This is a genomic window from Acinetobacter sp. YH12236, assembly GCF_013417645.1.
In the GTDB taxonomy this organism is placed as follows: Bacteria; Pseudomonadota; Gammaproteobacteria; order Pseudomonadales; family Moraxellaceae; genus Acinetobacter.
The window spans coordinates 1-24480 of record NZ_VPDM01000039.1; the positions used below are offsets into that span (position 1 = coordinate 1).

Genomic DNA, 24480 nt, shown 5'->3' on the forward strand with positions numbered 1-24480 from the left:
ACTCAGAAGTGAAACCTCTTAGCGCTGATGGTAGTGTGGGGTCTCCCATGTGAGAGTAAGTCATCGCCAGCTCATTATTCCAAAAGCCCTCTGCTCACGCAGGGGGCTTTTTTTATGCGTGGGGTTTAAGAAAATTAATTATTCGATGGTTATTTAAACTGAATCATCACATAAAAGGCGAATTGAGAGGCGTATACTGAGCAGGTTCATGGAGCGGATATGTCCTCAAATTCATCTTCAAGCCATATCGCATATGGTTCATCTGCTTTTAAAGCTATTTTATTCTCCTTATTTCTGGCGGGTTTCGCGATTTTTTCATCGCTGTATTGTGTCCAACCGATGATGCCGATTCTGGCGGATTATTTTCATATCTCTCCAACACAAAGCAGTTTTCCACTTTCCTTCTCTACCATTGCCTTGGCTATTGGCTTGATCTTTACTGGTCTGATTTCAGACCGTTTTGGCCGTAAGCCGATAATGGTCTGGTCGTTATTTTCAGTTTCAGTCTTACTGTTACTCAGTGCTTTACTGCCAATCTGGTCGATATTTCTAGCCACACGAGTACTGATTGGTTTAACGGTCAGTGGTGTGGCAGCCGTGGCGATGACATATATTGGAGAGGAAGTGGCAGAGCAGGATGTCGGCTTTGCCATGGGGCTGTATATTTCCGGAACTGCGATTGGTGGTATGAGTGGTCGATTGATTGCTGGGACATTAGTCGATTTTATTTCCTGGCAATCCGCGACTTTGATTATTGGATTGCTGAATCTATGTATTGCGACAACTTTTTATTTTCTATTACCGAAGTCCAGGCATTTCAAAGCTTATCCTATTCAGTTCAGCCGTTTTATCAGAGCATTTCAGCAGAATCTGAGTGATCCTAAATTAAGAATTCTGTTTTTACAGGGCTTCATCCTGATGGGTGGCTTTGTCTCGGTATTTAACTATCTGAGTTATCGTTTGATTCAAGCGCCATTTGAACTGTCTCATGTCTGGATCGGTCTGATTTCGATTACTTATCTGGCCGGGATTTATAGTTCTCCTCGAGCCGCAGCCTGGAGTCGAAAGTTTGGACGCTTTCAGGTATTGGCTGCCATGCTGGGTACGATGTTGCTTAGCTTAGCCCTGATGCTCATTAATAACTTGGCTTTTGTATTTATTGGCTTGCTGATTTTTACCTTTTCCTTTTTTGCCGCCCATTCAACTGCCAGTAGCTGGGTATCAGTGCAATCTTTACAGTATCGTGCGGTAGGTTCATCCCTTTATTTGTTCTGTTATTACTTGGGTTCAAGCTTACTTGGAAGTTCAAGTGGACTGGTCTGGGAAAATTCCGGATGGTTAGGACTAAGTGTATTTATTACCATTATTTTAGGATTGGGCTTATGGATGGCACAACGCTTAAAGCCTGTGGCTGATCATTTAAAACCAGAATGAACATATATTCCTGAGTAAGGGCTTAAAGCCAATATTGTATAAATTATAATCAAGCAACCTGAGCCGAATTCATGCTAAAATACTCGGCTTTCATCTTTGATCACTTTTCTGATCTTCCATCTGCCAGCCGAGAATTGCTAGCCATGTCTACTGCTTATACCGCTCAGACTGCGCCTAAAGCGTTGTTTGATTACGACAAATATTGGGCGTCATGTTTTGAACCCGCGCCTTTTTTGCCGATGTCACGCGAGGAAATGGACCAACTCGGTTGGGACAGCTGTGACTTTATTTTTGTCTGCGGTGATGCCTACATTGACCACCCGTCATTTGTGACCGGGATTATTGGACGTGTACTTGAAGCGCAAGGTTTCCGCGTGGGGATTATTGCCCAACCAGATTGGACCAATGTAGAAGCTTTCCGTGTACTCGGCAAGCCAAATATTGCCTGGGGTGTTTCTGCCGGTAATATGGACTCGATGATTAACCGTTATACGGCTGACCGTAAAATCCGCTCGGATGATGCCTATTCTCCAGATAACCAGCCGAATAAACGTCCAGACCGTGCCGCAACTGTCTACTGTCAGCGTTGTCGTGAAGCTTTCCCGGATGTGCCGGTACTGTTAGGCGGGATCGAAGGTTCGTTACGTCGTATCGCGCATTATGATTACTGGTCAGATAAAGTCCGTCGTTCGATCCTAATGGATTCGAAAGCGGATCTGTTGATGTACGGTAATGGCGAACGCTCGATCATTGAGATCATGCATCGTCTGGCCAAAGGTGAAAAGATTCATCAGATTACTGATGTTCGTGGTACTGCATTCATTATCAATAAACATAACCGAGCTGCGAAAGCTCAGTTTGTCGAAATCGCATCGAATGATGTCGATACCATTGGCCGTGTCGATCCGATCATCAATCCCTATGTGATGAGCGAAGATATTGATGGCTGTGAAATTGAAAAAGATAAAGGCAACAGTTTAAGCCAATACCAGAATTTCCAGAAAGAAGTCGTAGCCAACCCAATCGTGCGTGAAGGGGACAATTTAGATCCAGATACGCAAATTGTGCAGCTACAACCAGCTTCTAAAGCAATTAAACATAAATTACCACCACGTGAATTGGCAGTGATTCGTTTGCCTTCTTTTGAAGAAGTGGCGAATGATCCTGTGCTGTATGCGCATGCCAACCGTATTCTGCATCTGGAAACTAATCCAGGGAACGCGCGTGCTTTGGTACAAAAACATGGCGAACGTGATGTCTGGATCAATCCGCCACCGATTCCACTGACAACTGAAGAGATGGACTATGTGTTTGACCTGCCTTATGCACGTCTGCCACATCCATCTTATGGTAATGCCCGTTTCCCAGCCTTTGACATGATCAAGTTCTCGGTGAACATCATGCGTGGCTGTTTTGGTGGCTGTACTTTCTGTTCGATCACTGAACATGAAGGTCGTATCATCCAGAACCGTTCTGAAGAATCGATTTTACGTGAAGTGGAAAAGATTCGTGATACGGCTCCGGGTTTTACCGGCATTATTTCAGATTTGGGTGGCCCAACAGCCAACATGTACCGTTTGGCATGTAAAGATCCTGAGATTGAGAAGAACTGTCGTAAACCTTCATGTGTATTCCCGGGCGTATGTCAAAACCTGCATACCGACCATGCACCGTTGACTCAGTTGTATCGTAAGGCACGTGCTTTACCGGGTATTAAAAAGATTCTGATTGGCTCAGGTCTGCGTTATGACCTTGCCGTATTGAACCCAGAATATGTCAGAGAGTTGGTGACCCATCACGTGGGTGGTTATCTGAAGATCGCGCCAGAACATACCGAAAAAGGTCCATTATCGAAGATGATGAAACCGGGCATCGGAACGTATGATCGCTTCAAACAGATGTTTGATCGTTTCAGTAAGGAAGCCGGCAAGGAACAGTATCTGATTCCTTATTTCATCGCGGCGCATCCGGGTACCACTGATTACGACATGATGAATCTGGCGATCTGGTTGAAAAAGAATGGCTTCCGTGCCGATCAGGTACAAACCTTCTATCCATCACCAATGGCCACTGCAACCACCATGTACTACACCGGTAAAAACCCGCTGGCGAAAGTCGCGCGTTATACTGAAGATGTGGACATCGTGAAAGGTGAGAAACGTCGTCGTCTGCATAAAGCCTTCTTGCGTTATCATGATCCAAACAACTGGCCTTTATTGCGTGAAGCTTTAAAGGAAATGGGGCGTCAGGATCTGATTGGTAACTCGAAACAGCATCTGATTCCAACCTATCAACCTACAGGTACAGATGGGCAATACCAGTCTGCACGTAAGAAGAATTCGACTGTAGCGGGTGATTCACAGAAACGTACTGCTAACCCAGGTAATCGTGGTCAGGCTCAAAATAACCGTCCGAAAAAAGGCCAGATTCTGACCCAGCATACTGGTCTGCCACCGCGTGAAACGGGTGATGCGAAAAAGCCATTCGGCGGCCCTAAACCTAAAGCAAAATCAAAGCCAAAATCACGTGCTTGATTAAGCTGATAAAAAAGACACTTCGGGTGTCTTTTTTATGTTCAGACTTTATTGATGCGGCTTTCAGGTTCTCAATTAAAATGTAAAATATTTTATTTTTAGTCGATTTAAATTTTTGAAAAATGATATAAAAATAACACTTTGTCGGAATTGTCTTACAGTTCAACCGATTTATATTGCGATCTATCAGGAGACTATTTTACAGTCGCATATAAGGATTTAACCCTAATTTCTATTGAAATAGTAAAAAGCGGTTTTTAAGTAACTGGCAATCAAGTTTTGCTACGAATTGTATTGGTCTCTACACAGAATGGTAGCAGGGCAATTTTAAAAATAGTATGGGTTTATACTGGATAACAATAAAACAAGAATGATTATAAGAATGCAAGGATTGAGTCATGACCACCTATATGATGATAGGGAGTTTCTTGGTGTTCTGTGTCGTGCTCATGGCATGGAAGCAGCTAAGGAATAGCCCAAAACCGCAAGACAGCGCCTTAAAACAGCGCGCTATTTTTAATCCAAATGAACAACTGACGTTTACACGCCTGAAAGAAGTATTGCCTGATTATATTGTACTGGCCCATGTTTCTTATGATGCACTACTTACTACCAAATTTGGTCGTACCCGGCACAAGTATCGTGATCTGATTGCAGATTTTGTGATTCTGGATCAGCAATACCAGATTGTCGCCATTGTAGCCGTCGATGATCCGGTGATTTTAAAACGTCCACAGCAGGCGCAATTTCAGGATGCCTTGTTGACTATGGCCGGTTATCGGGTCATTCGCTATGAAGATGTACCGGAATATTATCAGTTACGAGGAGATTTCCTGCGTGAGCAGGAGCATTCCAGTAAAGACCAGAGATTTACCGCTGTGAATGATCTCAAAAAATATCATCTCTATTCAGATCTGGAACGACGTAAAGTCAAAGCATTAAACTGATAGAACCTAAGCGAAAAAAGTATGCCAAGTGCATACTTTTTTCTATTTTAGATGAGTAGCAATTAGGCCTGAATAGAAGTCTATTCAGGTTTGACGGCTACGACAGTCAGTTCCACTAACACGCGTGGATCATACAGTTTAGCTTCGACACAGGTGCGGGGTAGGGCTTGAATATCCGATACCCAGGCATCCCAGACTTCATTAAACGCTGCATAATCTTTTTCAATATCTTTGAGATAAATCGTCACAGACATGATCTGGCTTTTATCGGTACCGGCATCCGCCAGGAACTGATCGATAATATCCAGTGTCTGCTGGGTTTGACCTTTGATATCCAGATCCAGATCTGTCGCCAGCTGGCCGGCAAGATGAACCAGATTGCCGGCAATGGCGATCTCAGAAAAGCGTTGTGAAACATGCAAACGTTGAACAGACATCAGCTTAATCCTTGGTTTTTGGCATCAAGGCTGCGACTAATGCAGTCAATAGGCAGCCTATCGCAAGATAGATGGCTACATAATGCCATGAACCATCACCCCAAATCACTAAGGAGGCTGCAATCATTGGGGTAAAACCACCACCAATAATACTGGCGACCTGATAACCGACTCCGGCACCGCTATAGCGATATTCCGTACCAAATAGCGAGGTAAAAATCGGTTGATGCACGCTGACCACCATGTCATGCGCGACATTGGCCAGTAGAATGGCGCCAACAATAATCATCCAGGTATTTTGTGTATCCAGTGCCATAAAAAACGGAAAGGCAGACAGTGCACCGATCAGACCACCCCAGACGCACATGGTTTTATGCTGGATTTTATCCGATAGCCAGGCAAAGAAAGGAATACTGAAACAGCTGATCGCACCGACCATCAGGGTGATATTCAGGAAGAACTGTTTGTCCATGCCCAGATTATTGGTGGAATAGTTTAGGGCAAAGTTGGTGACCAGATACATGGTCAGCAGTTCGGTCAAACGTAAGGCAATAATATAAAAGAAAGCTTTAGGATGTTTGCTGATGGCCTGCAAGATTGGCAGTTTTTCTGGATGATGATCTGCCTTAATCACTTTCTCTACGAATTCTTGAGATTCATCCTGATCACGGCGAATCCACATCGCAATCCCGATCAGCACGATACTGGCAATAAACGGAATGCGCCAAGCCCATTCAGCAAAAGCCTCTTCACCCAGTGTGGCAATAATAACGGATACCGCACCCGTTGCCAGTACCAGACCTACGCCATAGCCGACCTGAACACCACTGCTATAAAAGGCTTTTTTGCCTTTAGGGGCATTTTCCACCGCCATCAGGGCAGCACCACCCCATTCACCACCGACTGCAAAGCCTTGAATGGCACGCAGGGTCACCAGTAAAACCGGTGCCCACCAGCCAATGGCTTCGAAATTAGGTAAAAAACCAATCCCGACGGTGGAAATCCCCATCAGGACCACAGTCAGAACCAGCATTTTCTTGCGGCCGAGCTTGTCGCCGAAATGACCAAATACCACACCGCCTAGAGGACGAAACAGGAAGCCTACCCCAAAGGTGGCTAAAGCCGCCAAGGTACCCATATTGGCACCAATGCTTGGGAAAAACTGGTCTTTAAAAATTAAGGCCGCAACAATGCCGTAAAGGAGAAAATCATACCAATCGACAACAGCACCAACAAAACTGGATAACGCCGCTTTACGCGCGCGTCGTTCTTGAATAACAGAAGAATTTACAGAGGACATGCAGGGAGGGATTCCATGAGATACATCAGAGTTGCCCTGTAATATTCGGATTTGATCGTCACGCCAATCACAGGACAGTATGCTGAAAGTAAAGGTGATTTTCAGCATCTCAGCACATACATGGATAATGCATTGCGCAGATAGAGTACTCCAAAAATTCAAAATGTAAAAACAAAGTTGCCGTATTTTTAAACTAACGTCTAATACTTGTACAAAATAGGTCTAAAGTAGGAGTAATTGCGTTTCTGTTTCACGTGCAGCGAGTTGATAAACGCCAAGCCCAATCAGCCGAAATTGCAGTTGAGGAGTAATATGCATCTCTTGAAGCAGTAAGTATAAAGCTTGCTCCAGTTCTTGCGGGCTACGCAGCAGCTGGCTGAAACTTTTACTATGCTGCATGGTCTGAAAATTCTTCATTCTCAGCTTTACAGTAACTCCGCGGGCAGAGAGCTGCTTTTTTTCCAGACTCTGCCAGAGCTGGGTAATTAATAGCTGCCAGTAAGGCTGGCATTGCGGTAAATACAGATCATCATCGAAAGTGGTTTCCTTGGAAATCTGCTGGCGTTCCCGTTCAGCTTCGACTGGCCGATCATCAATGCCCTGAGCATAGAAAAACAGGCGCCGTCCATATTTGCCAAAATGTTGAATCAGGATCGCTTCTTCAATCTGCTGTAAATCTCCCAAGGTTTCCAGATTCAAACTTTTTAGTTTTTCTTGAGTGACTTTGCCTACACCGGGAATTTTCTTCAGTGGAAGATCCTGAATAAAACGCTTTACTTGTGAAGGTTTGATAACACAGATTCCATTCGGCTTATGCCAGTCGGAGGCAATCTTGGCGAGAAATTTATTCGGGGCCACGCCGGCAGAAGCGGTTAGTCCAGTAGTTTGAAAAATATCTTCACGAATGCGCATTGCCACTTCAGTGGCACTTGGAATCTGCTGCAAATTTTCGGTGACATCCAGATAAGCTTCATCCAGAGACAACGGTTCGATGACCTTGGTATAAGTTTGAAATATTTGATGAATCTGACCAGAGACCTGACGGTATTTGGCAAAATCCGGTTCAATCACGATGACCTGAGGGCAGAGCTTACGTGCTTGAGTCATCGGCATGGCAGAGCGCAGTCCGAATTCGCGGGCCGGATAGGAGGCAGCCGCGACCACTGCCCGCGGATGATGCGAGGCAATCACCACAGGCAGAGCGTTCAGCTCCGGACGCTCACGCAGCTCGACTGAGGCGTAGAAGGCATCCATATCGATATGAATAATTTTGCGCATATCCAGTATCTTAAGTGGCTTTAGCTGGATTGGGAAGAGACCGGATTGACAAGTAAACAGGCTAAAGTATTATTCAAGACGAAGCATATCCTGTCTAAATAATTCAATATCCATTTCATGGTTGAATCAGGGAGAAATTAGGTTTATTTCTTGGCCGGAGGCTTGGGCTGATCTGGGGTGGGAATAATGTTCTGCTGTAAAAATTTGATCCAGTCCTGCTCCGAGCCATAAAACACGTTGAGATCCACAGTACGGGCAATGCCAGGAATTTCACCTTGACTGGTATGTTGCCAGAAGGTCCATTTAGGCTGACCCTTTAAATCTGGTAAACCTTGGTACTCACGTACCCAGAGCGGTACGTCAGTAAACTCTCCCGCCAGCACGATGTTATAAAAAGATTTGGACACATAGAAGATCGGCTGCTTGCCATAATGGTGTTTTAAGGCATCATGCATGATCCGGATTTCCTTGAGCAGCTGCTCTTTAGAGTAGTGATTAATGCACTTGCTGTCATATTCCAGATCCATTACGGGTGGCAGGGCATCCATTTTACGCGGAACAGACTCTATAAAATTCTGAGCCTGAATACTGCCATCACGGCAAAGCCGATAAAAATGATAAGCACCGACCAGAAAGCCCTGTTCGCGGGCCTGCAGCCAGTATTCCTGAAACTTGGTATCTTTAAAATCACCACCTTCTGTGGATTTTAAATAGACAAATTTATATTTCTGTTTTGGGATTTTCTTCCAGTCTATTTCTTTCTGATGATGGGAAACATCAAAACCATGAATCGGATAATCTGCTGCATGCGCTGAAGGCTGTTTGAAAACCAGCAGATAAAGCACAGTGGTTACCACAAGCGTAATCAGCAGCCCGACTGCAATCACTGAGTGTTTTTTCCAGTTGCTAGAAGTGGGAGCTGCTTTCATGTGCACGGTGGCCTAATCTAGAGATATTCATATCGAGTTTATATTCTGCCCTAGACTGGTGTGTTTTTGGGGATATGCCAGAAAATATAGGCAGCAATAATGTTAATACAGCCTAGACAGAGCAGCGAAACGTGGAAGGCATTATCCAGCTGCTCAGGGCCGAAGTAGGCACTAAACATATTCACTAGCGTACCTGCCAGTGCCACCCCGATACTCATTGACAGCATCATGATCATCGACAGAAAACTGTTACCACTGCTGGCATCCTGCTGGCTTAAATCTTTTAAAGTCAGCGTATTCATTGAGACAAATTGCAGCGAATTCAGAATCCCGAACACAAAGAAATGAATGGCTCTTAGCCAGATAGGGGTTTCCGCCGTAGTCAAGGCAAAACTGGCAATACATAGACCGACCAGCAAGGTGTTGATCAACAAGACTCTACGATAACCGAAACGTTGAATGATTTTGCGGATAATCGGTTTAGATGCTAAAGAACCGAGTACGGTTGGAATCATCAGTAAACCGGTAATAAAAGGTTCAAAACCAAAAGCGACCTGCAACATTAAAGGCAATAAAAACGGAATCGAGTTACCGCCGAGCCGGGCAAAGAAATTACCCAGGATGCCAATCGAATAGATCTTATTTTTAAATAATTTACTGCGAAATAGTGCATTCAGATGAGTATGCGAATGGTAGGCGTAGATGAGTGAGGCAATCAGACCACTTCCCACCAAACTTAAGCTCCACCATAGTGGATATTGTGGATTGGCAAAGTTTTCAATCCCTAGACACAAGCCGATCATTGCGATGACCAGTAGAATAAAACCGCCAAAATCAAAACGCTGTACCGTCGGTTCGGTAATATTGGGCATAGCTTTAAAGGTAATCAATGCACCCAGCAGACCAATCGGCAGATTGATCAGGAAAATCCAGTGCCAGGACAGGTATTCCACCATCCAGCCACCTAAGGTTGGACCGATTAAAGGACCCATTAGTCCGGCCAGACTCATCAGACTCATAGCGGATAGAAACTGGGTACGAGGAATAATTTTCAGCATGGCCAGTCGTCCGACTGGAAGCAGCAAAGCACCTCCAATGCCCTGAAATACCCGATAAACCAGTAGTTCATTCAGATTCTCAGACCAGGCACAGCCGAGTGAGGCCAGAGCAAAAATAATGATCGCTGCAAAATAGATATTCCGAACCCCAAAGCGATCTGCCAGCCAGCCACTTAAGGGAATGCAGGCTGCCACAGAAAGCACATAGGCCACCACCACACTATGCATCCGTAACGGATCTTCCTGCAGGTTACTGGCAATCGCAGGCAAGGCGGTATTGATAATCGTGGTATCCAGGCCTTGCATGAAAAAGCCAATCGATACCAGCAAGACCAGCAGTCTGAATTCAGGTTGTAGGGATTGATGCGTAGGAGTGACATTCATGGATTTAAAAAATCATCTATTTTGAATAGTTTAAAGAAATCTATGCAGCAGTGTGACTGAAATAAAAACGATTGTGAATAGGAGTCGTGTAGACAAAATGCTAATGAATTCACAGCCTGATTTCAGTTATTGAAGAGGAAAGGGTAAAAGATATATTTCTATACTGCGAACCTCTCAAATTGATACAGATTCATAAATACGTCATTTTTGGAACACTTCAAGCTTCTTTTTAAGGAGCAGGCTACAAAAAAATATGACGGAAATGTCATGAAAATGAAATAAAACCGTCATAATCTGGGGCAAACTTCCAGAACTGCTGTACTGGGAACTGTCTAGTAAAAGGTTTTGTACTTATGACCATCGAGATTCTGATGGTAGTTGGCTTCTGTCTGGCCGCCTATTCCATCGTGGGGAATGATGTTCCGCAAACATTAGGAACATTTATTTCATCGAACTCACATCGCCCATGGTGGGTACTCTGGATTTACATCAGTACTATTCTGGTTGTGGTGTTAATTTATGGCTGGTTTGCTTCTGGGGTAGGGGATGCCTCTTATGGACGTCTGGAAACCATTCCTTTCCCTGAAGATGGGGTCACCTGGCTATATGTGGTACCGCCTCTTTTACTGATCATTTTGACCAAATATGGCATTCCGGTCAGTACTACTTTCTTGGTGCTCACGATTTTCTCCCCGAGCAGTCTGGGTTCCATGCTGACCAAGTCAATGATGGGTTACGCCGTCGCTTTCTTTGTGGCGATTGTGATCTATCGTCTGGTCATGAAAAAACTCGCGGTCTATTTCAGTGAAACCCGTGATCAGCAACACTCCCCAATGTGGATGGCCTTGCAATGGCTATCTACGGCATTTCTGTGGAGCCAGTGGCTGATCCAGGATCTGGCTAATATCTTTGTTTATGTGCCGCGTCAGGTGCCGTTTGAGTTCCTGATCTTTGCAATTTCTGTCTTTGTCATCCTGCTGGGCATGATTCTTTACCAGCGTGGTGGAGCTATCCAGAATATTGTTGATACCAAGACCGGGGTGACGGATGTCCGTTCTGCTACGATTATCGACTTTATTTATGCATTGATTCTGCTGGTGTTCAAAGAGTGGAGTAACATCCCGATGAGTACCACTTGGGTATTCCTAGGGTTACTGGCCGGTCGTGAATTTGCGATTTCGATGCTGGTGACCGAAGTCAACAAGCACCGTACTTCACGGAATGTCAGCAAAGATGCCATGAAACTGATGTTTGGTCTAGCCATTAGTGTGTTTCTGGCGACGACTTTGCCTTGGTTCTATCACACGATTTCCGGTTAATGTCTTGGCATGTATAAATGAAAAAAGCGAGCATCAAGCTCGCTTTTTTATGGCTTTAAATCATTGCTATTTAAAGCAGACAAGAAAATTTAAACGACGAAACGTTGCGGAGCATCCAGATTCAGCAAGGTGGTATAAATCTGATCTGCATGTTCACAGATAATCAGTTTAGCCCGATGCTGGGGCGGCAAGAAGCCTTCCTGCACCGCAAGATCAAGCTGGGCAATCAGGGGATTATAAAAGCCATTGACGTTATACAGCATCATCGGTTTTTGATGCTGGTTCAGCTGACCCCAGGTCGCAATTTCCAGAATTTCTTCAAAGGTTCCCAATCCACCCGGCAAGGCGACAAAGGCACAGGCACGATCTGCCATCATGGCCTTACGCTGATGCATGCTGGTGACGATATGCAGTTCTGTGAGTTGAGGATGGGCAATCTCATAATCCAGCATAAATTCCGGAATCACGCCCACCGCTTCACCACCATGCTGAATCATGGTGTCTGCCACCTGGCCCATCAGACCAATACTGGCGCCGCCATAGACCAGACCAAAACCATGTTCGGCCAGACCTTGTGACAGTTGAATCGCTTTTTCCAGATAAATCGGTTTGTTGCCGGCACGAGAGCCACAATATAAAGCTACTAGCGGGCGTGTTGTTTTTGGGGAGTTATCATTAAAATAATCGGTCATTTCCATTACACTTTGCATTTATTTTTTTTACCTTATCATTTTTTTATCTACTTACTATAACTTAGTTAACAAATATGACAATTCCATGAGCAGACCTCATTTTAGGACAAAATCTTTCATTCAAATTCATCCATAATCCCGGATGAAAACAGGTGAATTTCATGCTGTTCTTGATATACTGAAAGTCTGTCTTACTACAATAGAACTCACATGGGTAGTCGAAGTTGGCGCTTTAATTCAGTAAAACGTCACATTATCAAGTCTTTAATTCAAGTCGGGTATCAACCTGTATCTCATCATGCAAATACTTGCTTTTCTCCTCGGTTAGAGGAGCAGATGCAATGATTTTTGAATGGATGTCAGATCCTTCTGCCTGGATTGGCTTACTCACACTGATTGTTCTTGAAATTGTACTCGGGATCGATAACCTGGTCTTTATTGCAATTCTGGCGGAAAAGCTTCCACCCGAACAGCGTAATGCAGCGCGTATTACCGGTCTGGGCTTGGCGCTGTTAATGCGACTGGTGTTGCTGGCATCGATTGCCTGGGTCGTAACGCTTACTGAACCGCTATTCCATATCTTTGAGCATCCATTTTCAGGACGCGACCTGATCTTATTATTCGGTGGTGTATTCCTGCTGTTTAAAGGCACTATGGAGCTGCATGAGCGTCTGGAAGCCAAACCTGTGACCAAGGAAGAAAATCCGGTTCAGGCGGTGTTCTGGATGGTGATTGTGCAGATCGTGGTACTGGACGCCGTGTTCTCGCTCGACAGCGTGATTACTGCGGTTGGTATGGTCAAAGATCTGTCTGTGATGATGATCGCCGTGATTATTGCGGTCGGTATCATGTTGTGGGCCTCTAAAGCCCTCATGGATTTCGTCAACAAGCACCCGACAGTAGTGATTCTCTGTCTGGGCTTCCTGATGATGATTGGTTTCTCGCTGGTGGTTGAAGGCTTCGGTTTCCATATTCCAAAAGGTTATCTATATGCCGCGATTGGTTTCTCGGTAATTGTCGAGTTCATTAACCAGACCATGAAACGCAATCAGGAAAAAATGGTGACGACAACTGATATGCGTTACCGTACTGCGTCTGCCGTAATGCGTATGCTGGGCGGTAAACCGGCTCAGGACAATGATTCTTCTGAACCGGAAGATGTACTGGCGACTCGTGCCTTTGCTGATGAAGTCTTTGATGACGACGAAAGTGGAGTCTACCATAGCGTCATGGTGCAGGGCGTACTTGGCCTGTCAGAACGTCCGGTGAAATCGGTGATGACACCGCGTCCTGAACTGGAATGGATTGATCTGGAAAATGATCATGCCAGTATCAAAGAGCAGTTATTGCATATGAGCCATTCACGCCTGATTGTGGCGCGTGGTGAACTGGACAATATTGCTGGGGTCGTGCTAACCCATAAAGTCCTGAATGAATACATCGAAACAGGTATTTTGGACTTCGAAAAACATCTGCGTGAACCTGTGATTGTGCATGAAAATGCTCAGGTCTTGATGGTGATGGATCAGCTACGTCAGGCACCGCTACAAATGGCACTGGTATTGAATGAATATGGTTCCATTGAAGGCGTGGCGACACCGATTGATGTGCTGGAAGCGATTGCCGGTGAATTCCCGGATGAAGACCAGTTGGAAGCAGCCGTAGAGAGTCTAGAAGATGGCAGCCTGATTCTGGATGGTTCAACCGATATTCGCCATGTGTCACTGCTTCTGGATCGCGATCTGGTCAATGAAACGGAAGAATATTCGACATTGTCGGGTTATATTCTGTTCCATCTGGGGCGCTTGCCAGAAAATGGCGAAAAGCTCGAAGCAGATGATTATATCTTTGAGGTGGTCACGATGGACGGCCACAAAATTGATAAGGTGCATATCATTGCCCCAGCGAACCGGAAAGACTAGTTCAGCGCCCGAAGGACGAAGCTAAAAGTTTGCTAAAATAGCCCGCACTGTCGGGCTATTTTTTATGGAATTGAGATGTCAGAAGCATGTCCATGTGGACGAGGTGAATACGCAAGCTGTTGCCAGCCACTACATCAGGGCCAGCAATTGGCTCAAAACGCCGAGCAATTAATGCGCTCGCGGTATAGTGCCTTTGCCAAGCATGAAATTGATTATATCCAGCAGACTACCGCCCGTGGACAGCAGCAGGCTTTGGACATGCCAGCCATTGCTGAATGGAGTAGAACCAATCAATGGCTGAAGCTGGAAATCGTGCAGGCCAATGAAAAGCTGGACAAGACCCATGCGCTGGTCGAGTTCAAAGCACATTATCACGATGGCAAGCAGGCCCAGATTCATCATGAAATTTCACATTTTGTAAAGTTCGAGAATCGCTGGTACTTTCTAGATCCAACGACAGATCAACAGTTTACAATGAAACAGCCGTGCATCTGTGGCTCCGGGAAAAAATTTAAGCAATGTTGTGCGCATTTTTTATAATTTTCACATAATTTAGCTTAGAATAGCCGCCATCTCATAGCCTCAGGTGGAAGCAGGGCGATGTTACTGACCGTCATCTATATTATTGCAATTACCGCTGAAGCCATGACCGGAGCCTTGTCTGCCGGTCGGCGTAGTATGGACTGGTTTGGGGTCACGATTATTGCCTGTGTTACGGCGCTCGGTGGTGGTTCGGTACGTGATGTACTACTTGGCCATTATCCTTTGACCTGGGTCAAACACCCGGAATATCTGGTGCTGACTTGCTGTGCCGCCTTTGTCACCATCCTGATTGCCAAATGGATGCGCCATTTACGCAATATCTTCCTGGTACTGGATGCCTTGGGCCTGATTGGCTTTACCATCATTGGCTGCCAGATTGCGCTGGAAATGGGGCATGGTTTTGTAGTCAGTGCGGTCGCCGGGGTTCTGACCGGAGTATCGGGTGGTATTTTACGTGACATTTTATGTAATGATGTGCCTTTAGTCTTCCGCCGTGAACTGTATGCCAGTATTTCCTTTGTTGCAGTCATCTTCTACTGGCTCTGCAGCAATTTCGGTCTGTCACTCGAACTGACCATTATTTCCACCCTGATTTTTGGCTTTAGTTTGCGTTTGATTGCGATCTATTTCGGTCTGGAAATGCCGAAGTTTATCTATAAGGATGATGACGAACAGTCCGCTTCATCCAAAGACGAATCTTGATATGAATTACGGTAACTGCGGGAGGGAAAACTTCCCGCAGGCGTACGTATTCGTAGTATAAAAAAATAAAAAATCAAACCTCCTGTTGGGACAGCAGCACCTCCCGTTTCACCTGATCAGAGATTTTTGTTATGGATTTAGTTTCTCGGATACAGCGCTTGCCGATCGGCAAGTTCCACTACACTCTTTTATGGGTGATTGGTCTTGGCTGGATGTTTGATGCCATGGATACGGGATTGATTTCCTTTATTCTGGCGAAAATGGCTGAAGACTGGCAGATGACCGCTGACCAGAAAAGCTGGGTGGTTTCGATCGGTTTTATCGGTATGGCGATTGGAGCGATTATCTCAGGTGGACTGGCAGATCGCTGGGGACGTAAAACGGTATTTGCCAGTACGCTGGTGATTTATAGTCTGGCGACTGCTGCCTGTGCCTTTGCGCCGAATCTGACCTGGTTACTGGTATTTCGTTTTATCGTCGGTCTGGGATTAGGGGGTCAGTTGCCGGTTGCGGTGACACTGGTCAGTGAATATATCCCGGCACGGGTACGTGGTCGTTTCATTGTGCTGCTGGAAAGTTTCTGGGGCTTGGGCTGGCTGGTGGCTGCACTGGTGTCACGTTTTGTGATTCCTGATTTTGGCTGGCAAGCTGCATTCATGATTGGCGGGATACCGGCACTGTATGCCATCGTAATCTGGAAACTGGTGCCTGAGTCGGTACCGTATCTGATCAATCGTGGCCGGGTAGATGAAGCGCAGGCTCTGGTTAAAAAGATTGAGCGCAAATGCGGCGTCGAAGTCATGGAAATCTTTGAAGTTAAACCCGTGGCTGACAAGAAGAATATCTCGTTTACCCAGCTCTGGAGTGGTATTTTTGCCCGCCGAACCTTGATGCTGTGGCTGATCTGGTTTGGGATCGTTTTCTCCTACTATGGTATTTTTACCTGGTTACCAAGCCTTCTGGTCAAGGAAGGCTATACCATCGTGCAGTCTTTTGAATATGTCCTGGTCATGATTCTGGCGCAATTGCCGGGTTATATTGCGGCAGCATGGCTAGTCGAAAAACTCGGTCGTAAGGCAACTTTAGCTGGCTTTATCGGCATGTGTGCGATTTCAGCCTATTTCTTTGGCCAGTCCGGTAGTGTCACTGAAATTGTGATCTGGGGCTGTCTGATGTCCTTCTTTAATCTGGGAGCATGGGGCGTTCTCTATACTTATACCCCAGAACAATATCCAACCAATATCCGTGCTTTTGGTTCAGGCTGGGCCGGTGCAATTGGTCGTATTGGCGGGATTGCTGCACCTTTTGCCGTAACCCATTTGATGGGGATGCCAAATGGTTTCAGTTACGTCTTTACCATGTTTACTGCAGTATTAATCGCAGTAGCTGTGGTCATTTTAGTCCTAGGTGAAGAGACCAAGGGAAAGACGCTAGAATCTATGGGTTTATAAGGTTGGTGATTTTTTAGTTGCTCAGCTGCTATAAAGTGGATATTTTTAGCCCATAAGACACGATTTGTCGCGCTGTGTAGTTTACTGCCCTTGTGCAGCACACAGCCGCGACTTAGCATAAGAAACATTGATACAAAAACGAATTTTAGGATTATAGGTTGTTATGACAAGCCTTGCGCATCATGCGACAGAAAACCGTTCCGTAGCCGAATTTACCGAACAAGCTTATTTAAATTATGCCATGTACGTGATTATGGATCGTGCATTGCCACATATCAGTGACGGTTTGAAACCGGTACAGCGCCGTATTGTCTATGCCATGAGTGAACTGGGCCTAAAATGGACCAGCAAACCGAAAAAATCGGCACGTACTGTCGGGGATGTACTGGGTAAATATCATCCGCATGGTGACTTGGCCTGTTATGAAGCCATGGTCTTAATGGCGCAGCCATTCAGTTATCGCTATCCGTTTATTGAAGGACAGGGCAACTGGGGTTCACCGGATGATCCTAAATCCTTTGCAGCGATGCGTTATACCGAAGCCAAACTGTCGCAATATAGCGAACTGCTTTTATCCGAACTAGGACAGGGTACCTGTGACTGGCAGGATAACTTCGATGGTTCGATGAAAGAACCGATCAACTTGCCGGCACGTGTTCCCAATATCCTGTTAAATGGTACCACCGGGATTGCTGTGGGGATGGCGACCGATATTCCGCCTCACAACTTGCGCGAAGTGGTGAAAGGTACTATCGCCCTGATTCGCAATCCGAACCTGACCGATGCCAAAATGGCAGAATACATTCCGGGACCGGATTTACCGACCAAAGCAGAAATCATTACGCCACCCTCCGAACTGCTTAAAATTCAGACGACAGGTCGTGGCAGTTACCGCATGCGTGCGGTATACACCATTGATAAAAATGAAATCGTGATCACCGAATTGCCGTATCAGGTATCAGGTTCAAAAATCATCAGTCAGATCGCGGACCAGATGCAGGCGAAAAAGCTGCCATTGGTCACTGATGTTCGTGATGAATCTGACCATGAAAATCCAACACGTTTAGTGGTGGTATTGCGTTCGAACCGTATTGATGCTGAAGCGGTAATGAGCCATCTGTTCGCGACTACAGATCTGGAATCCAGCTATCGTGTCAATATGAACATGATTGGCGCGGATGGCCGTCCACAGGTGAAATCGATTCGTCGTATTCTGCTGGAATGGATCGAAATCCGTAAAACTACAGTCACTCGCCGTCTGCAATATCATCTGAATAAGATCGAAAAACGCCTGCATATTCTCGGCGGTTTGATCATTGCCTACCTGAATATTGATGAAGTGATTCGGATTATTCGTGAGGAAGATCAGCCTAAACCAGTGTTGATGGAACGTTTTGGCATTGATGAGATTCAGGCCGAAGCTATTTTAGAACTCAAACTGCGTCATCTGGCCAAGCTTGAAGAAATGGAACTGCGCCGCGAACAGGAAGAATTGGAAGCCAAAGCTGCCGTGATTCGTGAACAGCTGGCGAATCCTGAGTCTTTAAAAACCTTGATCATCAATGAACTAAAAGAAGATGCCAAGAAATTTGGGGATGATCGCCGTTCTCCAATCGTACAACGTGCTGAAGCTGCTGCAATTGATGAAACTGAAATGCTGCCAGCGGATCCTGTAACGGTAGTATTGTCTGAAGCGGGCTGGATTCGCTGTGCCAAAGGGCATGAAGTGGATGCTGAAAATCTGAATTTCCGTGCGGGCGATCAGTATCTCAGTCATGCCCAAGGTAAATCTAATCAACGCGTCTATGTATTAGATGATAGTGGCCGTAGCTATGGCTTGCCAATTAATAGCCTGCCATCGGCACGAGGACTCGGTGAACCATTGAGTTCAAAACTGTCTCCGGCAAGTGGAGTCGGTTTCAAGCAGGTATTGGTCGCTGAAGATGATGCGGAAATCCTAGCAGTCAGCAGCAAAGGTTATGGATTTAAAACCCAGGCCAAGCAGCTGGATACCAATGCCAAAGCAGGTAAGGCTTTCCTGAATCTATCTGAAGGCGCGCAGGTCATGAACCTGCAACCACTGGAAGATGCAACTCATGTTGCACTACTCAGTTCAGCTGGCCGTCTGCTGGTTGTTGATCTGTCGGAATTACCTGTACTCAATAAAGGTAAAGGTAATAAATTGATACAACTTGAAGATAAAGATCAAATTTTATCCATGACAATATTGAAACTTGATGAAATAATTCAAGTGCTTGCAGGACAGCAACAATTAAAACTTAAAGGGGATGACCTGCAAAAATATATTGGGAAACGAGGCTCTAAAGGAACCCTGTTACCACGTGGATATCAAAAAGCAAATAAACTGTTGATTCAAAGATAATACTAGCATCCATGAATCGAAATACGTTATATATGAGTAACGATTCGACAAATGGATGCAATGTTGCACATATACAAGTCTAAAAAATGACGTGCAGCATTGAAAAAAACAGTTGAACTACTAAGGATTATGATTGGAGAGATTGGCATTATGGAAAAGATTTGGTTCGCTGAATACCAAAAAACAGGGATTCCAGAAACTGTAGAATTACCAGCAGAAAATACATCTCTGGTTGATATTTTTGAACGCAATTTCCAAAAATTTGGCTCACGTGATGCCTTTATCTTTATGGATAAGACTTTAACGTTCAATGAGTTGGAAGAAGCGAGTCGTAAATTCGCAGCATATTTACAAAGTTTGGGTCTGGCAAAAGGCACACGTGTTGCTGTAATGATGCCAAACGTTCTTCAGTATCCGGTCGTAGCATTGGGGGTGTTCCGCGCTGGTTTAGTACTGGTGAATGTAAATCCACTATATACATCACGTGAGCTTGAGCATCAGTTAAAAGATTCTGGTGCTGAAGTTCTGGTCATTATTGAGAACTTTGCAAGCGTTTATCAGTCAATTATTGGCAAAACGCCGGTGAAGCACGTGGTTGTTGCTTCTGTAGGTGACATGCTGGGTGCTTTAAAAGGTACTTTGGTGAACTTCGTATTGCGTTCAGTACGTAAGCAGATTCCGGCATGGGATATTCCTGGTCACATCAAGTTCAATGCTGCACTGAACAAGGTAAATCCAAGCAACTATAAACGCCCTGAATTGACTTTAAGTGATACTGCTGTACTTCAGTACACAGGTGGTACTACTGGTGTTTCTAAAGGTGCTGAACTGACCCATCGTAACCTGGTTGCTAACCTGTTGCAGTGTGATGGTATCTTCCAGAGCAAATTCGGTGCGCAAGATGGCCAGCCAGATGACCGTATTTTCTGTGCTTTACCGCTTTATCACATCTTTGCTTTCATGGTCTGTGCACTTTACGGCATGTATAAAGGTCAGGCGAACGTTCTGATTCCTAACCCGCGTGACCTGCCTGCGGTGATGAAAGAATTACGTAAATACCAGCCAACATTCTTCCCTGCTGTGAACACGCTGTTTAATGCGCTTGTAAACAACGAAGAGTTCAAGCAACTGGATCATAGCCGTTTAAAAATGGCGATGGGCGGTGGTATGGCTGTTCTGCCTTCTACTGCAGAAGCTTGGAAGAAAATTACTGGCACTAACATCATTGAAGGTTATGGCCTGTCTGAAACCTCTCCAGTAGCAACTGCGAACCCACCGGCATCTGAAGCATTTAGCGGTACGATTGGTATTCCGTTACCTTTGACTGAAGTTGCAATTCTGGATGATGACGGTAATGAAGTTGCACTCGGTGAGCAGGGTGAAATCTCAATCCGTGGTCCACAGGTGATGAAAGGCTATTGGAACCGTCCGGATGAAACCGATAAAGTGATGGTAAATGGCTTCTTCCGTACCGGTGATATCGGTGTTATGGATTCACGTGGTTACATCAAAATCGTTGACCGTAAGAAAGACATGATTCTGGTCTCTGGCTTCAACGTTTATCCTTCTGAAATTGAAGAAGTCGTTGCGAAACATCCAAAAGTACTGGAAGTGGCTGCAATTGGTGTACCAGATGAAAAATCAGGTGAAGTGCCAAAACTGTTTGTGGTGAAGAAAGACCCTTCATTGACGACTGAAGAAGTTCTGGCATTTGCAAAAGAAAATCTGACCGGTTATAAACGCCCACGTTATGTTGAATTTATGGATGAATTACCAAAATCTAACGTAGGCAAAATCCTGCGTAAAGATCTACGTAAGACTGCATAAATCCTGCAATAAAAAAAGCGCCTAAGGGCGCTTTTTTTAATTCTCTTTTTTCATTAGCCAGCGGTCGAAGTAAGGACGTCCTACACCGATCACACCCAAAAAAATAAACATGGTACCAAACTGGCGGTTAAATCCTCTCAAATTAAAACTGCCATAACTGAGAATATTATCTATCAAGCAATAAATGATGATCGCGACTACCCAGTGCCAGATCGGCATACGCTTGATACCTACGGCATAGAAGGCAATCCATAAGATGGCAAAAGTAAAGAGGGGAGACCAGATATTCATATTGGCACAAATGACTGCCATCAGAAATGACACAATCGGCAATACGATTTTTAATACGCGATCCACTTGACGTTGATGCTGGCGCTGTTTCTCGAGGACATCGAACATTTCATTTTGATCAGGGCTGACCATAGTGAATCCTTAATCATTTATAAAAACACTCTATTTAACAAAATTTATTCACGAAACGCCATGCTATGATAGACATAAAAATTCTCAAGAGAAAAATCAGATGCATAGCATTAGTGGGGTTATCTATCTCATTTTGGCAGCTTGTCTTTTACCCTATGTTTTTACCTTGATTGCGAAAAAATCGGCAGGGTTTCGTGCAAAAGACAATCAGAATCCGCGGGCATTTTTAGAAAAGTCTACAGGCTTGGCCTGTCGTGCCAATGCCGCCCAGCAAAATAGCTTTGAAAGCTTACCGCTCTTTATCGCCTCGATTCTGATGGCAGAATATATGGTCGTGTCGCAAAGTCTGGTCATGACCTTTGGGATTGCCTATCTGGTTTTTCGGGTCATCTATGGGATCTGTTATCTGGCGAACTGGTCGACCTTACGTTCAATTGTCTGGCTGTTGTCCTTATTATGTCCAATAACTCTACTGCTATTGATTATCAAGATCTCTTAAGCCAAAAATAAAGACAGGCCGAGATATTTACAGTTCGATATTTTAAAATCAAAAAAAATCTGTAAAAACCGTTATAATTGTCGCGGTTTTTAAAAGATATAACTTGTTAAAGAGTGATGCTATGAGCTACAGCAATATCCCAGCGGGTAAAGATGCGCCAAACGACATCTATGTAATTATCGAAATTCCTGCAAATGCAGCACCAATCAAATATGAAATCGATAAAGATTCTGATGCATTATTTGTAGACCGTTTCATGGGTACAGCAATGTTCTACCCAGCAAACTATGGTTATGTACCAAATACACTTTCTCTAGATGGCGACCCTCTAGACGTATTGGTGGTAACTCCACATCCAGTAGAGCCAGGTTCAGTCATTCGTTGCCGTCCTGTCGGTAAACTGAACATGGAAGATGACGGTGGTGTTGATGCGAAACTGGTTGCAGTTCCACACGACAAACTGACTCCGATCTACAAAGATGTTCAAGAATATACTGATCTTCCTCCGTTACTGATCAGCCAAATCGAACACTTCTTCCAGCACTACAAAGACTTGGAACCAGGTAAATGGGTTAAGTTAAGTGGTTGGGAAGGTGCTGATGTTGCTAAAAAGGAAGTACTCAGCTCAATTGCAGCTTATGCAGAAGCAAATAAATAATTCATTTGCTTTTCAGTTTAAGTCTTTAACTTTTTAAAGCTTAAACAAAAAAACCTGCACAATGTGCAGGTTTTTTATTATGGCTTGAAATTCGGGTGAATTAGAATAATTTCACAGGAATATCTAACCAGATACGCCATTCGTTGGTGTCGCCAATGTATCGATCAGCTTGATAATCATTGCTTGCACGGTAGTAAGAGTGACGTAAACGCAAGCTTGCATCTTTAGCAAAACCAGATTGAACAGTGTATTTCACCTGGTTAAAGAATTCACGTTCTTGTGCATCATTAGTCACTAACTGAGAACGATCTGGACTACCTGCTACATCAATATCCCAACCATATACAAATGCGGAAGTCCAAGATAGACCAGGAACATTTACAGCACCGAAGTCAAATGTGTATTGAAGTTGTGCTGATTTTTCATTATTACCAATGAAGTCAGACAGGTATGAGTTTGGTAGATAAATCGTTTGATGACCATCACCGACACCACGACCTAAACCATAGTCATAGCCTGTGTTACCAGTATTTTGTTGGTAAGCCACCATGACATTGTGCGGACCAGTATTGTAAGTGGTAGAAATAGCCCAAATATTGTTGCTTAAGTTACTTAAGTCATTTGTGGTATGAGAATAAGTATATGCACCACCGTCAGCTTTTTTATCCCACTCAGTATGATAGCCACTAAAATCGTGAGTTAAAGTGCCGCCATTGGCTACTGCATAGCTATAGTTCGCATTCACATAATGACGGTCTAAACGGTCTTTAATATCTGTACCGTAGTAAGAAGCGTTTAGAGCATCACTAAATTTATATTTCGCACCCCAAACAACAGCACGATCAAGCTCGTTACCATCAGAGTTGATTTGGTCTGAATATTGGTTTTTAGTAAATTTACCAGCTGTTAATGACAGGTTATCAATTTCATTGCTAGTCACTAATACGCCTTCAAAGTATTCAGGAACGAGACGTGCAGTATTTGATGCCAATACAGGAAGATCTAAAACTTGGGTACCATATACAGCAGTGGTATTAGATACACGAGCTTTCACATAAGCCCCACCACGAGCCCAATGATCATAAGTATCGCCAGCGCCTTTAACGTATTCACCTTTAGCATTGAAACCATTTTCACGAGGAATCATGCCATTACCGGCATTTTTGTTGTTTCCTAGTTTGATTGATGCATCCCCAATAATACCAGCACCAAAACCGACTGTACCCTTTGTGAAACCCGAATCTAATTTGACAATTGCTGTTTGAGCGAAAGAACTCGTATCACTATTTGGTGCAGTACCTTTATAGTCACGAGATAAATAACCAGTACGGAAAAGTACAGATCCTTCTGCATCTTCTACAAAACCTTTAGACTCACTTTGCTCGCTAGCAAAAGCGGTTGAGATCAATGCAGCCTGAATCAAAACTGCCAATGTTAATTTTTTTGTGTTTTGCATTGGGAGAGAGCCTTATACAAATTGATGAAAATTTTTAGGAATTGTATAAGATTCGCTGAATAAATGTCATTTTTATTTACGATATTCCACTAAAGTCGAGAGATTTTTTTTAATCTAAAGTGAATAATGGTAAGAAATTTAACAGTCTAAATTCTCACCATATAGTAAAAAAACAAATAGGGTGTGTTGACACTTTTAGCTTAAAAAAATAGCGAAGTAGTAAAATCAAATCGCCAAACCCAATTTTACTATTCGCTATGACTCGTACCATGCTGACAGATCAACACTGGCAAAAGTTGAAAGT

At 44.3% G+C, this 24480-nt stretch carries 20 protein-coding genes; 12 read left to right on the forward strand and 8 right to left on the reverse strand.

Features of this window, described 5'->3' with window-relative positions; all coding sequences use genetic code 11:
- Positions 1–219: 219 nt before the first annotated feature.
- The 3 genes from FTV14_RS13715 to FTV14_RS13725 all read left to right on the forward strand — a co-directional run bounded on the left by FTV14_RS13715 (position 220) and on the right by FTV14_RS13725 (position 4915).
- On the forward strand, positions 220–1434 hold the full coding sequence (locus FTV14_RS13715) for an MFS transporter (protein WP_180054037.1): 1215 nt from the start codon (positions 220–222) through the stop codon (positions 1432–1434).
- Positions 1435–1577: 143 nt separating this feature from the next.
- Positions 1578–3968: a YgiQ family radical SAM protein gene (locus tag FTV14_RS13720; RefSeq protein ID WP_180054045.1), complete on the forward strand. Its 2391-nt coding sequence runs from the start codon at positions 1578–1580 to the stop codon at positions 3966–3968.
- Positions 3969–4366: 398 nt separating this feature from the next.
- Positions 4367–4915 (forward strand): DUF2726 domain-containing protein, encoded by a 549-nt coding sequence (locus tag FTV14_RS13725; protein WP_179992225.1) that lies wholly within the window; start codon positions 4367–4369, stop codon positions 4913–4915.
- Positions 4916–4995: 80 nt separating this feature from the next.
- Here the strand turns inward: FTV14_RS13725 and FTV14_RS13730 are convergent, their stop codons facing one another.
- From FTV14_RS13730 to mdtD, 5 genes are all read right to left on the reverse strand, one after another.
- Entirely contained in the window at positions 4996–5352 is a 357-nt protein-coding gene (locus tag FTV14_RS13730) for a RidA family protein (RefSeq protein ID WP_005233436.1), read from the reverse strand.
- A gap of 4 nt (positions 5353–5356) precedes the next feature.
- Positions 5357–6652 carry a shikimate transporter gene (gene shiA / locus FTV14_RS13735; protein WP_180054038.1) on the reverse strand — a complete coding sequence of 432 codons (1296 nt, stop codon included), beginning with the start codon at positions 6650–6652 and terminating at the stop codon, positions 5357–5359.
- A 222-nt stretch (positions 6653–6874) separates the two neighbouring features.
- A complete protein-coding gene (dinB, locus tag FTV14_RS13740; RefSeq protein ID WP_180054039.1) occupies positions 6875–7930 on the reverse strand; it encodes a DNA polymerase IV in 1056 nt (351 codons plus the stop codon).
- Positions 7931–8073: 143 nt separating this feature from the next.
- A complete protein-coding gene (locus tag FTV14_RS13745; protein WP_180054040.1) occupies positions 8074–8859 on the reverse strand; it encodes a GH25 family lysozyme in 786 nt (261 codons plus the stop codon).
- 50 nt (positions 8860–8909) lie between these two features.
- Positions 8910–10301: a multidrug transporter subunit MdtD gene (gene mdtD / locus FTV14_RS13750; protein ID WP_179992221.1), complete on the reverse strand. Its 1392-nt coding sequence runs from the start codon at positions 10299–10301 to the stop codon at positions 8910–8912.
- 353 nt (positions 10302–10654) lie between these two features.
- Here mdtD and FTV14_RS13755 point away from each other — a divergent pair, with 353 nt between their 5' ends.
- Positions 10655–11620, forward strand: a complete 966-nt coding sequence (locus FTV14_RS13755) for a hypothetical protein (RefSeq protein WP_034169797.1) — start codon at positions 10655–10657, stop codon at positions 11618–11620.
- An 89-nt stretch (positions 11621–11709) separates the two neighbouring features.
- On the opposite strand, the gene FTV14_RS13760 is transcribed toward FTV14_RS13755, so the two are convergent.
- Positions 11710–12330, reverse strand: coding sequence for a TIGR00730 family Rossman fold protein (locus FTV14_RS13760; RefSeq protein WP_034703864.1), 621 nt, complete (start codon positions 12328–12330; stop codon positions 11710–11712).
- Between the two features lie 323 nt (positions 12331–12653).
- On the opposite strand from FTV14_RS13760, the gene FTV14_RS13765 reads away from it, so the two are divergent.
- The 6 genes from FTV14_RS13765 (at position 12654) to FTV14_RS13790 (ending at position 21140) form a co-directional block, all read left to right on the forward strand.
- Positions 12654–14234 carry a TerC family protein gene (locus tag FTV14_RS13765; protein WP_159123942.1) on the forward strand — a complete coding sequence of 527 codons (1581 nt, stop codon included), beginning with the start codon at positions 12654–12656 and terminating at the stop codon, positions 14232–14234.
- A gap of 75 nt (positions 14235–14309) precedes the next feature.
- Positions 14310–14774, forward strand: a complete 465-nt coding sequence (locus FTV14_RS13770) for a YchJ family protein (RefSeq protein WP_034169795.1) — start codon at positions 14310–14312, stop codon at positions 14772–14774.
- Positions 14775–14834: 60 nt separating this feature from the next.
- Positions 14835–15479 (forward strand): trimeric intracellular cation channel family protein, encoded by a 645-nt coding sequence (locus FTV14_RS13775; RefSeq protein ID WP_034169794.1) that lies wholly within the window; start codon positions 14835–14837, stop codon positions 15477–15479.
- 131 nt (positions 15480–15610) lie between these two features.
- The gene (locus FTV14_RS13780; protein WP_180054041.1) at positions 15611–16930 is read left to right on the forward strand and encodes an MFS transporter; all 1320 of its coding nucleotides are present in this window, start codon (positions 15611–15613) and stop codon (positions 16928–16930) included.
- 163 nt (positions 16931–17093) lie between these two features.
- The gene (gene parC, locus FTV14_RS13785; protein ID WP_180018535.1) at positions 17094–19313 is read left to right on the forward strand and encodes a DNA topoisomerase IV subunit A; all 2220 of its coding nucleotides are present in this window, start codon (positions 17094–17096) and stop codon (positions 19311–19313) included.
- A 150-nt stretch (positions 19314–19463) separates the two neighbouring features.
- Positions 19464–21140, forward strand: a complete 1677-nt coding sequence (locus FTV14_RS13790) for an AMP-binding protein (protein ID WP_180025469.1) — start codon at positions 19464–19466, stop codon at positions 21138–21140.
- A gap of 36 nt (positions 21141–21176) precedes the next feature.
- Here the strand turns inward: FTV14_RS13790 and FTV14_RS13795 are convergent, their stop codons facing one another.
- Positions 21177–21563, reverse strand: coding sequence for a hypothetical protein (locus FTV14_RS13795; protein WP_180054042.1), 387 nt, complete (start codon positions 21561–21563; stop codon positions 21177–21179).
- Positions 21564–21663: 100 nt separating this feature from the next.
- Between FTV14_RS13795 and FTV14_RS13800 the strand changes: the two genes are divergently transcribed.
- Both FTV14_RS13800 and ppa read left to right on the forward strand, forming a co-directional pair.
- Complete coding sequence (locus FTV14_RS13800; RefSeq protein WP_180054043.1) at positions 21664–22062, forward strand: MAPEG family protein; 399 nt, start codon at positions 21664–21666, stop codon at positions 22060–22062.
- 121 nt (positions 22063–22183) lie between these two features.
- Positions 22184–22720 carry an inorganic diphosphatase gene (ppa, locus tag FTV14_RS13805; protein WP_034703878.1) on the forward strand — a complete coding sequence of 179 codons (537 nt, stop codon included), beginning with the start codon at positions 22184–22186 and terminating at the stop codon, positions 22718–22720.
- A gap of 100 nt (positions 22721–22820) precedes the next feature.
- On the opposite strand, the gene FTV14_RS13810 is transcribed toward ppa, so the two are convergent.
- Positions 22821–24176 (reverse strand): OprD family outer membrane porin, encoded by a 1356-nt coding sequence (locus FTV14_RS13810; protein ID WP_180054044.1) that lies wholly within the window; start codon positions 24174–24176, stop codon positions 22821–22823.
- Positions 24177–24480 lie beyond the last annotated feature (304 nt).

What these genes read in the sequence shown, in the direction of transcription:
- FTV14_RS13795 (WP_180054042.1), bottom strand. Translation starts at nt 21,563, where the DNA reads ATGGTCAGCCCTGATCAAAATGAAATGTTCGATGTCCTCGAGAAACAG.
- FTV14_RS13780 (WP_180054041.1), top strand. Translation starts at nt 15,611, where the DNA reads ATGGATTTAGTTTCTCGGATACAGCGCTTGCCGATCGGCAAGTTCCAC.
- FTV14_RS13755 (WP_034169797.1), top strand. Translation starts at nt 10,655, where the DNA reads ATGACCATCGAGATTCTGATGGTAGTTGGCTTCTGTCTGGCCGCCTAT.
- FTV14_RS13765 (WP_159123942.1), top strand. Translation starts at nt 12,654, where the DNA reads ATGATTTTTGAATGGATGTCAGATCCTTCTGCCTGGATTGGCTTACTC.
- FTV14_RS13720 (WP_180054045.1), top strand. Translation starts at nt 1,578, where the DNA reads ATGTCTACTGCTTATACCGCTCAGACTGCGCCTAAAGCGTTGTTTGAT.
- shiA (WP_180054038.1), bottom strand. Translation starts at nt 6,652, where the DNA reads ATGTCCTCTGTAAATTCTTCTGTTATTCAAGAACGACGCGCGCGTAAA.
- FTV14_RS13810 (WP_180054044.1), bottom strand. Translation starts at nt 24,176, where the DNA reads ATGCAAAACACAAAAAAATTAACATTGGCAGTTTTGATTCAGGCTGCA.
- ppa (WP_034703878.1), top strand. Translation starts at nt 22,184, where the DNA reads ATGAGCTACAGCAATATCCCAGCGGGTAAAGATGCGCCAAACGACATC.
- dinB (WP_180054039.1), bottom strand. Translation starts at nt 7,930, where the DNA reads ATGCGCAAAATTATTCATATCGATATGGATGCCTTCTACGCCTCAGTC.
- parC (WP_180018535.1), top strand. Translation starts at nt 17,094, where the DNA reads ATGACAAGCCTTGCGCATCATGCGACAGAAAACCGTTCCGTAGCCGAA.
- FTV14_RS13770 (WP_034169795.1), top strand. Translation starts at nt 14,310, where the DNA reads ATGTCAGAAGCATGTCCATGTGGACGAGGTGAATACGCAAGCTGTTGC.
- mdtD (WP_179992221.1), bottom strand. Translation starts at nt 10,301, where the DNA reads ATGAATGTCACTCCTACGCATCAATCCCTACAACCTGAATTCAGACTG.
- FTV14_RS13725 (WP_179992225.1), top strand. Translation starts at nt 4,367, where the DNA reads ATGACCACCTATATGATGATAGGGAGTTTCTTGGTGTTCTGTGTCGTG.
- FTV14_RS13760 (WP_034703864.1), bottom strand. Translation starts at nt 12,330, where the DNA reads ATGCAAAGTGTAATGGAAATGACCGATTATTTTAATGATAACTCCCCA.
- FTV14_RS13730 (WP_005233436.1), bottom strand. Translation starts at nt 5,352, where the DNA reads ATGTCTGTTCAACGTTTGCATGTTTCACAACGCTTTTCTGAGATCGCC.
- FTV14_RS13775 (WP_034169794.1), top strand. Translation starts at nt 14,835, where the DNA reads ATGTTACTGACCGTCATCTATATTATTGCAATTACCGCTGAAGCCATG.
- FTV14_RS13800 (WP_180054043.1), top strand. Translation starts at nt 21,664, where the DNA reads ATGCATAGCATTAGTGGGGTTATCTATCTCATTTTGGCAGCTTGTCTT.
- FTV14_RS13790 (WP_180025469.1), top strand. Translation starts at nt 19,464, where the DNA reads ATGGAAAAGATTTGGTTCGCTGAATACCAAAAAACAGGGATTCCAGAA.
- FTV14_RS13715 (WP_180054037.1), top strand. Translation starts at nt 220, where the DNA reads ATGTCCTCAAATTCATCTTCAAGCCATATCGCATATGGTTCATCTGCT.
- FTV14_RS13745 (WP_180054040.1), bottom strand. Translation starts at nt 8,859, where the DNA reads ATGAAAGCAGCTCCCACTTCTAGCAACTGGAAAAAACACTCAGTGATT.